Source organism: Citrobacter sp. ABFQG (genome assembly GCF_004322975.1).
In the GTDB taxonomy this organism is placed as follows: Bacteria; Pseudomonadota; Gammaproteobacteria; order Enterobacterales; family Enterobacteriaceae; genus Citrobacter; species Citrobacter freundii.
In genome coordinates this window covers 1904734-1918250 of the sequence record NZ_CP036435.1, presented here as the reverse complement: position 1 = coordinate 1918250, position 13517 = coordinate 1904734, and the positions used below count along the sequence as shown (strand labels likewise).

Here is a 13517-nt window from a genome sequence, read left to right as displayed (position 1 = left end):
CCGAGGAAGAATACGATGTTCGGAAAATTGACGCTGGATGCAGTGCCGTTCCATGAACCCATTGTCATGGTTACGATCGCTGCCATTATCATCGGTGGTGCGGCCTTACTGGGCCTAATCACTTACTTCGGTAAGTGGACCTACCTGTGGAAAGAGTGGCTGACTTCGGTTGACCACAAACGCCTTGGCATCATGTATGTCATTGTTGCAATCGTCATGTTGATTCGTGGCTTTGCCGACGCCATCATGATGCGTAGTCAGCAAGCGCTGGCTTCTGCGGGTGAAGCGGGCTTCCTGCCTCCTCACCACTACGATCAGATCTTCACGGCTCACGGCGTGATTATGATCTTCTTCGTGGCAATGCCATTTGTTATCGGTCTGATGAACCTGGTGGTTCCACTGCAGATCGGTGCACGTGACGTTGCATTCCCGTTCCTGAACAACCTGAGCTTCTGGTTCACCGTTGTCGGCGTAATCCTGGTTAACCTGTCTCTGGGCGTGGGTGAATTCGCGCAGACCGGTTGGCTGGCGTATCCGCCGCTCTCGGGAATAGAGTACAGTCCAAGCGTCGGGGTCGATTATTGGATATGGGCAGTCCAGTTGTCCGGTATTGGTACAACCCTGACCGGTATCAACTTCTTTGTGACCATCATTAAGATGCGTGCACCAGGAATGACCATGTTCAAGATGCCGGTATTCAGCTGGGCGTCTCTGTGCGCGAACATCCTGATTATCGCCTCTTTCCCAATCCTGACGGTTACCGTCGCGTTGCTGACCCTGGATCGCTATCTGGGTACCCATTTCTTTACCAACGATATGGGCGGCAACATGATGATGTACATCAACCTGATTTGGGCCTGGGGCCATCCGGAAGTGTACATCCTGGTTCTGCCGGTCTTCGGGGTGTTCTCCGAAATCGCAGCAACCTTCTCACGTAAACGTCTGTTTGGTTACACCTCGCTGGTGTGGGCAACCGTGTGTATCACCGTTCTGTCGTTCGTTGTTTGGCTGCACCACTTCTTCACCATGGGTGCAGGCGCTAACGTAAACGCCTTCTTCGGTATTACCACCATGATTATCGCCATCCCGACCGGGGTGAAGATCTTCAACTGGCTGTTCACCATGTATCAGGGCCGTATCGTATTCCACTCAGCGATGCTGTGGACGATTGGCTTTATCGTGACCTTCTCAGTCGGCGGCATGACCGGCGTACTGTTGGCGGTTCCGGGCGCAGACTTCGTACTGCACAACAGTCTGTTCCTGATTGCGCACTTCCATAACGTTATTATCGGCGGCGTCGTATTTGGCTGCTTCGCAGGTATGACCTACTGGTGGCCAAAAGCGTTTGGCTTCACGCTGAACGAAACCTGGGGTAAACGCGCATTCTGGTTCTGGATCATCGGCTTCTTCGTGGCATTTATGCCGCTGTACGTGCTGGGCTTCATGGGTATGACCCGTCGTCTCAGCCAGCAGATTGACCCACAGTTCCATCCGATGCTGGTCGTTGCCGCCTGCGGTGCCGCGCTGATTGCACTGGGTATCCTGTGCCAGCTGATTCAGATTTACGTCTCTATTCGCGACCGCGAGCAGAATCGTGACCTGACCGGTGACCCATGGGGTGGTCGTACGCTGGAGTGGGCAACCTCTTCCCCGCCTCCGTTCTATAACTTTGCCGTTGTGCCGCACGTTCACGAGCGTGATGCCTTCTGGGAAATGAAAGAAAAAGGTGAAGCGTACAAGCAGCCTGCGCACTATGAAGAAATTCATATGCCGAAGAACAGCGGTGCCGGTATCGTCATTACCGCCTTCGCAACACTGTTTGGTTTCGCCATGATCTGGCATATCTGGTGGCTGGCGATTGCAAGCTTCGCAGGCATGATCATCAGCTGGATTGTGAAAAGCTTTGATGAAGACGTCGATTACTACGTGCCGGTCCCGGAAGTCGAAAAACTGGAAAACCAGCATTTCGATGAGATTACTAAGGCAGGGCTGAAAAATGGCAACTGATACTTTAACGCACGCGACTGCCCACGCGCACGAACACGGGCACCACGATGCAGGCCAGACCAAGATCTTCGGATTCTGGGTCTACCTGATGAGCGACTGCATTCTGTTCTCTATTCTGTTTGCAACCTATGCCGTTCTGGTGAACGGCACCGCAGGTGGCCCAACAGGTAAAGACATTTTTGAACTGCCGTTCGTTCTGGTTGAAACATTCCTGCTGTTATTCAGCTCCATTACTTACGGCATGGCAGCGATTGCCATGTACAAGAACAACAAGAGCCAGGTTATCTCCTGGCTGGCGTTGACCTTCTTGTTCGGTGCCGGATTCATCGGGATGGAACTCTATGAATTCCATCACCTGATTGTTAACGGCATGGGCCCGGATCGTAGCGGTTTCCTGTCTGCGTTCTTCGCGCTGGTCGGCACGCACGGTCTGCACGTCACCTCCGGTCTTATCTGGATGGCGGTTCTGATGGTGCAAGTCGCTCGTCGCGGCCTGACCAGTACTAACCGTACCCGCATCATGTGCCTGAGCCTGTTCTGGCACTTCCTGGATGTGGTATGGATCTGTGTGTTCACTGTTGTTTATCTGATGGGGGCGATGTAATGAGTCATGCTAACGAGAGCGGCGGCGCATCCCATGGCAGCGTAAAAACCTACATGACAGGTTTTATCCTGTCGATCATCCTGACGGTCATTCCGTTCTGGATGGTGATGACAGGTTCTGCCTCTCCGGCCGTCATTCTGGGAACTGTTCTGGCAATGGCAGTGGTACAGATTCTGGTGCACCTGGTGTGCTTCCTGCACATGAATAGCAAATCTGATGAAGGTTGGAACATGACGGCCTTTGTCTTTACTGTGCTAATCATCGCCATCCTGGTTGTGGGCTCCATCTGGATTATGTGGAACCTTAACTACAACATGATGATGCACTAAGAGCGGCGATTATGATGTTTAAGCAATACCTGCAAGTAACGAAACCAGGCATCATCTTTGGCAACCTGATCTCGGTGATTGGGGGGTTCCTGCTGGCCTCGAAAGGCAGCATTGATTATCCCCTGTTTATCTACACGCTGGTTGGGGTGTCACTGGTTGTGGCGTCGGGTTGTGTATTTAACAACTACATCGACAGGGATATCGACAGGAAGATGGAGAGGACCAAAAACCGCGTGCTGGTTAAAGGTCTGATTTCCCCTGCGGTCTCGCTGGTATACGCCACCCTGCTGGGTATTGCTGGCTTTATGCTGCTGTGGTTTGGCGCGAACCCTCTGGCTTGTTGGCTGGGGGTAATGGGCTTCGTGGTCTATGTGGGCGTCTATAGCCTGTACATGAAGCGCCATTCCGTTTATGGCACGCTGATTGGCTCACTCTCCGGCGCTGCGCCGCCGGTGATTGGCTACTGCGCCGTAACCGGTGAGTTCGATAGCGGTGCGCTGATTCTGCTGGCTATTTTCAGCCTGTGGCAGATGCCGCACTCTTACGCGATTGCGATTTTCCGCTTTAAGGATTATCAGGCTGCCAACATCCCGGTACTGCCGGTGGTGAAAGGTATTTCCGTCGCGAAAAACCATATTACGCTGTATATCATCGCATTTGCTATCGCCACGCTGATGCTAACCTTGGGCGGCTATGCAGGTTATAAATACCTGATTGTTGCTGCGGCGGTGAGCGTCTGGTGGTTGGGCATGGCGCTGCGCGGTTATAAAGTGGAAGATGACAAAGTCTGGGCGCGCAAGCTGTTCGGTTTCTCCATCATCGCCATTACCGCGCTTTCCGTGATGATGTCCGTCGACTTTATGGTGCCAAACTCGCAGAACCTGCTGACTTACGTCTGGTAAGTTAATCGTCACATCTTCTATGCCGGATGGCGGCTGACGCCTTATCCGGCCTACAAAAAAGCACATTGCTTGTAGGCCGGATAAGATACGTGAGTATCGTCATCCGGCATTTTCGTTTCCAGCCGACTCCCCTCACAACCCCAACATTTGTTAATAAAGCGCATATTTACCCAGCCTGCTTAGCGCTTTACACTAGGCGCGAAATTAATACAGAGGTGGGAATGAACGATTACAAAATGACGCCCGGTGAGTTGCGCGCCACCTGGGGTTTAGGGACCGTATTCTCGTTGCGCATGCTTGGCATGTTTATGGTTCTACCGGTTCTGACCACGTACGGTATGGCGCTACAGGGCGCCAGCGAAGCGTTGATTGGCCTTGCCATCGGCATTTACGGCCTGGCGCAAGCCGTCTTCCAGATCCCCTTTGGTCTGCTCTCTGACCGCATTGGTCGTAAGCCGCTTATTGTCGGCGGACTGGCGGTATTCGTTCTCGGCAGCGTGATTGCTGCCCTCTCCGATTCAATCTGGGGCATTATTCTTGGTCGCGCATTGCAAGGTTCCGGAGCAATTGCCGCGGCCGTGATGGCGCTGCTTTCCGACTTAACCCGCGAGCAAAACCGCACCAAAGCGATGGCGTTTATCGGCGTCAGCTTTGGTATCACCTTTGCCATTGCGATGGTGCTGGGGCCAATCGTTACCCATGCGCTGGGGCTCCACGCGCTGTTCTGGATGATTGCCGCCCTTGCTACCACGGGTATCGTGCTGACCATTTGGGTCGTTCCCAATAGCACCAGCCACGTACTAAACCGTGAATCGGGCATGGTAAAAGATAGCTTCAGCAAAGTGCTGGCGGAGCCCAAACTGCTGAAGCTCAATTTCGGCATTATGTGCCTGCACATTTTGCTGATGTCCACTTTCGTCGCGTTACCAGGACAACTGGCGAAAGCCGGTTTCCCCGCCGCAGAACACTGGAAAATTTATCTGGTGACGATGCTGCTATCCTTTGTTTCCGTGGTGCCGTTCATCATTTACGCCGAAGTGAAGCGCAAGATGAAACGCGTGTTCCTCGCCTGCGTGTTACTGATCCTTATTGCAGAGATTGTATTGTGGAGCGCTAACATTCGTTTCTGGGGTCTGATTGCGGGCGTGCAGATTTTCTTCCTCGCCTTCAACCTGATGGAAGCCCTCCTCCCCTCGCTTATCAGCAAAGAATCGCCTGCGGGTTACAAAGGCACGGCAATGGGTGTTTACTCCACCAGCCAGTTTCTTGGCGTGGCGATTGGCGGTTCGCTCGGCGGTTGGGTGGTTGAAATGTTTGATGGTCAGGCCGTATTTCTGGCCGGTGCGCTGCTGGCGGCAGTTTGGTTGATTGTGGCAAGCACAATGAAAGAGCCGCCGTATGTCAGCAGCCTGCGTGTGGAAATTCCACCAGAAATTGCCGCAGATGACACGTTAAAGCAGCGCCTGCTGGCAAAAGAAGGAATAAGCGAAGTGTTAATTGTGGCGAAAGAGCATTCGGCCTACGTGAAAATCGACAGCAAAGTCACCAATCGATTTGAGGTTGAGCAGACCATCAGCCAGACGTGATGATTACCGGATGGTAACTAACGTCTCGTCCGGCCTACAAATAGCGTGTGCGACCTGTAGGCCGGATCAGGCATTACGACTTAATCACGGAAGTTTTTAAACTGGAACGGCTGGCCGAGATCGCCACCGCGAACCAGCGCCATGACGGATTGCAGATCGTCACGCGCCTTACCGGTCACACGAATTTCTTCACCCTGAATCTGCGCCTGCACCTTCAGCTTGCTGTCTTTGATCAGCTTAACGATTTTCTTTTGCACTGCGCTTTCAATGCCCTGCTTCAGCTTAGCTTCAACAAACCAGGTTTTACCGCTGTGCACGAAAGTTTCTGGTACGTCCAGCGAGGTGCCTTCAATACCGCGTTTCAGCAGCTTGGCACGCAAAATATCCAGCAGCTGATTAACCTGAAAATCAGACTCGCTCAGCACCTTAATCGTCTTATTTGACTCATTCAGCTCAAAAGTGGCTTCAACGCCACGAAAATCAAAGCGTGACTCGACTTCACGGCTGGCGTTATCCACCGCGTTACGGGCTTCCTGAAGATCAACTTCAGAGACAATATCGAAAGATGGCATCTTTTCCTCTCCCTTCATTTTTGATGCGAAGCATAATACCTGCAAAGTTACTCAACAGACAGCGCTATACTAGGCTGTATCCTTTCATTGTACGTGGTAGCGACATCTGCGAACAATAATAGGGTGCGGTCGATATGGATTAACACCTGGTGCTGTTGCAGGTGAGGAGGAAGAATGAAAATTACCGTACTGGGATGTGGAGCGTTAGGACAGCTATGGCTTACAGCGCTGTGCAAACATGGACATGAGGTGCAAGGGTGGCTGCGCGTACCGCAACCCTACTGCAGCGTAAACCTGATCGACACGGATGGCTCAGTTTTTAATGAATCCCTGACGGCAAACGACCCCGACTTTTTGGCAAAAAGCGACCTGCTGCTGGTCACTCTGAAGGCCTGGCAAGTTTCTGATGCGGTAAAAGGCCTGTCTGCAATTCTGCCTGAAACCACGCCCATTCTGCTTATTCACAACGGCATGGGAACGATTGAAGAGTTACATAACATTAAGCAACCCTTGCTGATGGGTACCACCACCCACGCAGCACGCCGTGACGGGAACGTCATCATTCATGTCGCTCAGGGAACAACGCGTATTGGGCCGGCGCGTGAGCAAGACGGCGATTTCAGCTATCTGGCTGAAACCCTGCAAGAGGTGCTGCCGGACGTCGCCTGGCACAACACCATTCGCGCCGAGCTGTGGCGCAAGCTGGCCGTCAACTGCGTCATTAACCCGCTGACCGCATTATGGGATTGCCCAAACGGTGAGCTACGCCATCATCCTGAAAAAATAGCGCTCATCTGTGAGGAAGTGGCAGCGGTCATCGAACGCGAAGGCCACCACACATCAGCGGATGATTTACGCTATTATGTCGAGCAAGTGATTGACAGTACGGCGGAAAATATCTCATCTATGCTGCAGGACATTCGCGCCATGCGTCATACCGAGATCGACTACATTACCGGTTATTTGTTAAAACGTGCACGCGCGCACGGCATCGCCGTTCCGGAAAATGCCCGCCTGTTTGAAATGGTTAAAAGAAAGGAAAGTGAGTATGAGCGCTCAAGCACTGGTATGTCTCGCCCCTGGTAGTGAAGAAACCGAAGCGGTTACTACTATCGATCTACTGGTTCGCGGCGGAATTAAGGTCACAACCGCCAGCGTCGCCAGCGATGGCAACCTGACGATCGTGTGCTCGCGCGGTGTGAAACTGCTGGCGGATGCGCCATTAGTCGAAGTTGCTGACGGCGATTTCGACATTATCGTACTGCCGGGCGGTATTAAAGGCGCCGAGTGTTTTCGCGACAGCCCTCTGCTGGTCGAAACCGTGAAGCAGTTTCATCGCTCCGGACGCATTGTCGCGGCAATCTGTGCCGCGGCTGCCACCGTCCTCGTCCCGCACGATATTTTCCCCATCGGTAACATGACCGGTTTTCCGGCGCTGAAAGACCAAATCCCCGCTGATCAATGGCAGGACAAGCGCGTCGTATGGGATCCGCGCGTCAACCTGTTAACCAGCCAGGGACCGGGAACCTCAATCGATTTCGGTTTGAAAATCATTGATCTTCTGGTCAGTCGTGAAAAGGCTTACGAAGTTGCATCACAACTGGTGATGGCAGCGGGAATCTATAACTACTACGAGTAAATCTTCAGGCCACTCCCTTATAAGGAATCATAATGAAAGGATATCTGAGTGGAGTGGCTTTATTGCTCCTTTCCGGTTATGCCACAGCGACGCAACTCGACATAAAGAGTATTGAGTATCGTTATCCCGGAAGCACTGAAATGCAATATCGCGTGCCATGGTTTTCCTCGACGGATAACCCCAAGGTTGCGAAACGTATTAACGATTATATTTTCGCAACCTTTATCAATCAGCTACCGGGTAATACTCCGCAGGCCACAGTAAACCAGTTTGCGAAATCAGCCATGAATCCCACCGCAAACCTTAACTACACGGTTGAATTTCGCGACGAAAAAATCCTGACCATGAATATGTTTGTCGAAGGCTGCGGAGCGTATTGCGAATCGTACAATGTACCGCTCAGCTTCGATTTAGCCAACGGCGCGGCAATTACCCTCAACGATCTCTTTTCCCGCTCTACGATGGCCGAATTAAATACCCGCATCAGAAAAGATATCCGTGGCCAAATCGATACCTTTGTTGATGCGCATAAATCGCAGACGTCGGCGCAAATAAAAGAAGAGAAAGGCGATGATTTTGACTATGCCGAATTCTACGCATCGTGCGCAACCTACACCGACGGTTTGTACTACATCGACAAATTCTCCCTGCAAAAAGACCATCTGGCTTTCCTGAACGGGCGCTGTAGCAACCACGCCAGCCGCGCGCTCGACGAGTTGGGTGATTTCACCACGAAAATCCCAACCGCGGAACTGCAAAATCGGCTCACGCCGTACGGCCAGTATCTGACTGGAGCAAAGAGTACAACACAGGTTTCCCCAGCGCCCGGCATTGACGGCAAAGTCATGTACGGCACGCTGGGAAAAAGCATGCGTATTGTGTTGAAGGTGGACTGCAAATACGGTGATTTTTTTGAAGGGGCTTACTTTTACCAGAAATTTGGCGCACCGATTGAATTAACCGGCAAATGCGATACAGCCGACAATCAACATTATGAACTGAAGACATCTGCTGCTGAACAAGCGCAAGAGAAGATAACGCTGAAGTTAAAAGACGGTGTCTATCAAGGCGTCTGGGAGTCGAACGGGAAGACGCTTCCTGTGCGTTTTGAATAATATCGTTGCATTGCCGGATGGCGGCGTAACCGCCTTATCCGGCCTACAACACGGTGTTTACTCAATTACGGGCGATACACCTTCACGTTCTCAAAGCCCTGCTCGCGCAGATAAAGCGCCTGCAGGCGGCTCATCACCCCGCGTTCACACCACAGCAGCCAGGTTTTGCTCTGGTCCAGATCGCCGAATTTGGTGCTCAGCTTGTAGAACGGCAGAGAAACGACGTCCACGCCGTCAACCTTCAGCGGTTTATCATCCTGTTCATCCACAGAACGGATATCCAGGATCACATCGTTCGGGCCGAAACCGCTCACGGTTTCCACTTCTACCACGGTTTGCTGCGTCTGCTGGGCGATATCGCGAATATCAATATTGTTCGCTTCTTCAACCACTTTATCGAGGATAGAGAAATCGAAGTTTTCTTCTTCGGCCTCAATCTTTGCTTTGATCGCTTTCACCGTCGGGCTTTTTGAAATTACACCGCAGTATTCCGGCATGGTACGAGCAAAATCCTCGGTGCCAATTTCACGCGCCAGATTGATGATGTGCTCTTTATCATGAGAGATAAGTGGGCGCAGGATCAGGGTGTCTGATACGTTATCGATCAAACGCAGGTTGGTCAGCGTCTGACTGGACACCTGACCCAGTGCTTCACCGGTTACCAGCGCCTGTACGCCGTAGCGCTCAGCGACTTTCGACGCCGCGCGAACCATCATACGCTTGAGAACCACGCCCATCTGGCCGTCATCAACTTTCTCCAGGATCTCACCGACCACCGGTTCAAAGTTGATAGCAACAAAACGCACGCGATGCGAACTACCGAAGCGATTCCACAGGTAATGCGCCACCTGGCGAACACCGATTTCATGCGCTGCCCCGCCAAGGTTGAAGAAGCAGTAGTGCACGCGGCAGCCGCGACGCATCAGCATGTAGCTTGACACGCCGGAGTCGAAACCACCGGAGATCAGCGACAGTACGTCTTCCTGCGTACCAATTGGGAAACCGCCAATACCTTCATAGCGGCCTTTAACCAGCAACAAACGGTCGTTTTCGATTTCAAGATTAACCGTCACGTCCGGCTTCGTCAGCTTCACGCGCGCGGATTCAATATGCTGGTTCAGTCCACCGCCAACATAACGTTCCACCTCAATGGAGCTAAACTCATGCTTACCACGACGCTTAACGCGTACGCAGAAGGTTTTACCTTCCAGTTGATCGCGATACTGCACCAGTGCTTTCTCGAAAATATCGTGCATATCGGTAAACGGCACGTCTTCTACTTCGAGAATGTGGTGGATCCCCGGAATACGGGTCAGCGCGTCGCGAATGTCCAGGCGCTGGCTTTCATCTTTAGCGCGAACCTCAACGTGATCCCAGTGACGGACAACGGCAAGGTCTTCATCATAGTGCTTTAAAACGTTACGAATGTTCCCTGTCAGAATTTTTATAAAGCGCAAACGCACAGATTGGCTTTTGATGGTGATTTCTGGGAACAATTTAATGATAAACTTCATGGCGGCAATGGTTCTTAGGCAAGTCTGAATGACTTGTAATGGAAAAAAATACAGCAGCCCATACCCGCGACTGCATCCAGGCGCGCAAGTATATCACCATCACGCGGCTACTGTGCACATTGCGCGTTATTTGCTTATCAGTGCGAGTCCGTTACCATAGTCTTGTGCTGCCAATACAGAGAGTCAGACATTCATTATGCCGAAGAAAAATGAAGCGCCCGCCAGTTTTGAAACCGCGCTGAGCGAGCTGGAACAAATTGTTACCCGTCTGGAAGGCGGCGACCTGCCGTTAGAAGAAGCGTTAAACGAATTCGAACGCGGCGTACAGTTGGCGCGTCAAGGACAGGTCAAATTGCAACAGGCTGAACAGCGCGTACAAATCCTGCTGTCAGATACTGAAGACGCGGCCCTTACGCCTTTTACACCGGATAATGAGTAAATGGATTTTACGCAGCAGCTACAGGCTTGCGTTGAGCAGGCCAACCAGGCACTGAGCCGTTTTATCGCGCCACTGCCCTTTCAGAACACTCCCGTGGTCGAAACCATGCAATATGGCGCATTATTAGGCGGTAAACGCCTGCGCCCGTTCCTGGTGTATGCGACCGGTCAGATGTTTGGTGTCAGCCTGAGTACGCTTGATGCTCCCGCTGCCGCCGTCGAATGCATTCACGCCTATTCGCTGATGCACGATGATTTACCCGCGATGGACGACGATGACCTGCGCCGCGGTCTGCCGACTTGCCACGTAAAATTTGGTGAGGCAAACGCGATCCTGGCCGGAGATGCGCTGCAAACGCTGGCATTCTCCATTATCAGCGACGCTCCAATGCCGGAAGTATCTGACCGTGACCGCATCGCGATGATCTCTGAACTGGCTCAGGCCAGCGGTATCGCCGGTATGTGCGGCGGTCAGGCACTGGATCTGGAAGCTGAAGGTCATCAGGTTGAGCTGGATGCGCTGGAGCGTATTCACCGCCATAAAACCGGGGCATTGATTCGCGCCGCCGTACGTCTGGGAGCATTAAGCGCAGGCGATAAAGGGCGAGAATGCCTGGCAATACTCGACAAATACGCAGAAAGCATCGGTCTGGCCTTCCAGGTTCAGGATGACATCCTGGATGTGGTAGGCGATACTGCAACATTGGGTAAACGTCAGGGTGCTGACCAGCAGCTTGGCAAAAGTACCTATCCTGCACTTCTGGGTCTTGAGCAAGCCCAGAATAAAGCCCGGGATTTAATCGAGGATGCCCGCCAGTCGCTAAGTTTGCTGGCCGCACAGTCACTCGATACCTCGGCACTGGAAGCGCTAGCGGACTACATAATCCAGCGTGATAAATAAACCAACATATCCCATGAGCTTGCGATGAGTTTTGATATAGCCAAATACCCGACCCTGGCGCTGGTCGACTCCACCCAGGAGTTACGTCTGCTGCCAAAAGAGAGCCTGCCAAAGCTTTGCGACGAACTGCGCCGCTATTTGCTCGACAGCGTAAGCCGTTCCAGCGGGCACTTCGCCTCTGGTCTGGGCACGGTGGAACTCACCGTCGCGCTGCACTATGTCTACAATACCCCGTTTGACCAGTTAATCTGGGATGTAGGACATCAGGCTTACCCGCACAAAATACTGACCGGACGCCGTGATAAAATCGGCACCATTCGTCAGAAAGGCGGTTTGCATCCGTTCCCGTGGCGCGGTGAGAGCGAGTATGACGTACTGAGCGTTGGGCACTCTTCAACCTCCATCAGCGCAGGTATCGGTATTGCGGTTGCCGCTGAGAAAGAAGGCAAAGAACGTCGTACCGTATGTGTGATTGGCGACGGCGCTATCACCGCCGGGATGGCGTTTGAAGCGATGAACCACGCAGGCGATATTAAGCCCGACATGCTGGTTATCCTCAACGACAATGAAATGTCGATTTCAGAGAACGTTGGCGCGCTGAACAATCATCTGGCGCAACTGCTCTCTGGCAAACTCTACTCCTCGCTACGCGAAGGAGGGAAAAAAGTCTTCTCCGGCGTACCGCCGATTAAAGAGCTGCTCAAACGTACCGAAGAACACATCAAAGGCATGGTTGTGCCGGGTACGCTGTTTGAAGAACTGGGATTTAACTATATCGGTCCGGTGGACGGTCACGACGTGCTGGGGCTTATCACCACACTGAAGAACATGCGCGATCTGAAAGGCCCGCAGTTCCTGCACATCATGACCAAAAAAGGTCGTGGTTACGAGCCGGCAGAAAAAGATCCAATCACCTTCCACGCGGTACCAAAATTCGATCCATCCAGCGGATGCCTGCCGAAAAGCAGCGGCGGCCTGCCGAGCTATTCAAAAATCTTCGGTGACTGGCTGTGCGAAACCGCGGCGAAAGACAATAAGCTGATGGCAATCACCCCGGCGATGCGCGAAGGCTCCGGTATGGTGGAATTTTCACGTAAGTTTCCGGACCGCTACTTCGATGTGGCGATCGCCGAACAGCACGCGGTGACGTTTGCTGCAGGTCTGGCGATTGGCGGCTATAAGCCGGTCGTGGCTATTTACTCGACCTTCCTGCAGCGCGCCTACGATCAGGTGCTGCATGATGTCGCCATCCAGAAACTGCCAGTTCTGTTCGCCGTTGACCGGGCAGGAATTGTTGGCGCAGATGGCCAAACCCATCAAGGGGCGTTCGATCTTTCCTTCCTGCGCTGCATCCCGGAAATGGTCATTATGACCCCGAGTGATGAAAACGAATGCCGCCAGATGCTGTTCACCGGCTATCACTACAACGACGGTCCAACGGTCGTGCGCTACCCGCGCGGTAACGCGGTGGGCGTAGAGTTGACGCCGCTGGAACAACTGCCTATCGGGAAAGGTATAGTGAAACGTCACGGGGAGAAAGTGGCAATTCTCAACTTCGGTACCCTGATGCCGGAAGCCGCTCAGGTCGCAGAGTCGATGAACGCCACACTGGTCGATATGCGTTTTGTGAAACCCCTGGATGAAACGTTGATCCTTGAAATGGCTGCCCAACACGAGGTGCTGGTTACCATTGAAGAGAACGCCATTATGGGTGGTGCTGGTAGCGGTGTAAACGAAGTGCTGATGGCCCATCGTAAGCCCGTCCCGGTGCTGAACATTGGCCTGCCAGACTTCTTCATCCCGCAGGGAACTCAGGATGAAGCTCGCGCCGATCTGGGTCTGAATGCCGTCGGAATTGAGGCCAAAATCAAGGCCTGGCTGGCATAAACCCCTCCCCGCTCCTGCTATGC

The 13517-nt window shown here is 52.8% G+C and carries 13 protein-coding genes; 11 read left to right on the top strand and 2 right to left on the bottom strand.

What is annotated here, in order from left to right:
- Positions 1-15: 15 nt before the first annotated feature.
- From cyoB to WN16_RS09200, 5 genes are all read left to right on the top strand, one after another.
- On the top strand, positions 16-2007 hold the full coding sequence (gene cyoB, locus WN16_RS09220; protein WP_003021610.1) for a cytochrome o ubiquinol oxidase subunit I: 1992 nt from the start codon (positions 16-18) through the stop codon (positions 2005-2007).
- A complete protein-coding gene (locus WN16_RS09215; RefSeq protein ID WP_003831007.1) occupies positions 1997-2611 on the top strand; it encodes a cytochrome o ubiquinol oxidase subunit III in 615 nt (204 codons plus the stop codon). The genes cyoB and WN16_RS09215 overlap by 11 nt, the downstream gene beginning before the upstream one ends.
- Positions 2611-2940 (top strand): cytochrome o ubiquinol oxidase subunit IV, encoded by a 330-nt coding sequence (locus WN16_RS09210; RefSeq protein ID WP_044699360.1) that lies wholly within the window; start codon positions 2611-2613, stop codon positions 2938-2940. Before WN16_RS09215 ends, WN16_RS09210 begins: the two co-directional genes overlap by 1 nt.
- Positions 2941-2951: 11 nt before the next feature.
- Positions 2952-3842 carry a heme o synthase gene (cyoE, locus tag WN16_RS09205; protein ID WP_003835956.1) on the top strand — a complete coding sequence of 297 codons (891 nt, stop codon included), beginning with the start codon at positions 2952-2954 and terminating at the stop codon, positions 3840-3842.
- 221 nt (positions 3843-4063) lie between these two features.
- A complete protein-coding gene (locus tag WN16_RS09200; protein ID WP_044699359.1) occupies positions 4064-5428 on the top strand; it encodes an MFS transporter in 1365 nt (454 codons plus the stop codon).
- Positions 5429-5508: 80 nt separating this feature from the next.
- Here WN16_RS09200 and WN16_RS09195 read toward each other — a convergent pair whose 3' ends face one another.
- A complete protein-coding gene (locus WN16_RS09195; protein WP_003831002.1) occupies positions 5509-6000 on the bottom strand; it encodes a YajQ family cyclic di-GMP-binding protein in 492 nt (163 codons plus the stop codon).
- Between the two features lie 174 nt (positions 6001-6174).
- Here WN16_RS09195 and panE point away from each other — a divergent pair, with 174 nt between their 5' ends.
- From panE to WN16_RS09180, 3 genes are read left to right on the top strand one after another with little or no spacing between them, the layout of a single operon-like run.
- On the top strand, positions 6175-7086 hold the full coding sequence (gene panE, locus WN16_RS09190) for a 2-dehydropantoate 2-reductase (RefSeq protein WP_003021593.1): 912 nt from the start codon (positions 6175-6177) through the stop codon (positions 7084-7086).
- Complete coding sequence (gene yajL / locus WN16_RS09185; RefSeq protein WP_003847587.1) at positions 7049-7639, top strand: protein deglycase YajL; 591 nt, start codon at positions 7049-7051, stop codon at positions 7637-7639. The genes panE and yajL overlap by 38 nt, the downstream gene beginning before the upstream one ends.
- Before the next feature lie 32 nt (positions 7640-7671).
- The gene (locus tag WN16_RS09180; RefSeq protein WP_044699356.1) at positions 7672-8754 is read left to right on the top strand and encodes a hypothetical protein; all 1083 of its coding nucleotides are present in this window, start codon (positions 7672-7674) and stop codon (positions 8752-8754) included.
- A 65-nt stretch (positions 8755-8819) separates the two neighbouring features.
- On the opposite strand, the gene thiI is transcribed toward WN16_RS09180, so the two are convergent.
- Positions 8820-10268 (bottom strand): tRNA uracil 4-sulfurtransferase ThiI, encoded by a 1449-nt coding sequence (gene thiI, locus WN16_RS09175; RefSeq protein WP_005125147.1) that lies wholly within the window; start codon positions 10266-10268, stop codon positions 8820-8822.
- 196 nt (positions 10269-10464) lie between these two features.
- Between thiI and xseB the strand changes: the two genes are divergently transcribed.
- The 3 genes from xseB to dxs are packed head-to-tail and all read left to right on the top strand — an operon-like array spanning position 10465 to position 13494.
- Positions 10465-10707, top strand: coding sequence for an exodeoxyribonuclease VII small subunit (gene xseB / locus WN16_RS09170; RefSeq protein WP_003021586.1), 243 nt, complete (start codon positions 10465-10467; stop codon positions 10705-10707).
- Positions 10708-11607 carry a (2E,6E)-farnesyl diphosphate synthase gene (ispA, locus tag WN16_RS09165; RefSeq protein ID WP_003021584.1) on the top strand — a complete coding sequence of 300 codons (900 nt, stop codon included), beginning with the start codon at positions 10708-10710 and terminating at the stop codon, positions 11605-11607. It begins immediately after the preceding gene.
- A 24-nt stretch (positions 11608-11631) separates the two neighbouring features.
- Positions 11632-13494, top strand: a complete 1863-nt coding sequence (gene dxs, locus WN16_RS09160) for a 1-deoxy-D-xylulose-5-phosphate synthase (RefSeq protein ID WP_032936978.1) — start codon at positions 11632-11634, stop codon at positions 13492-13494.
- The last annotated feature ends 23 nt before the right edge of the window (positions 13495-13517 follow it).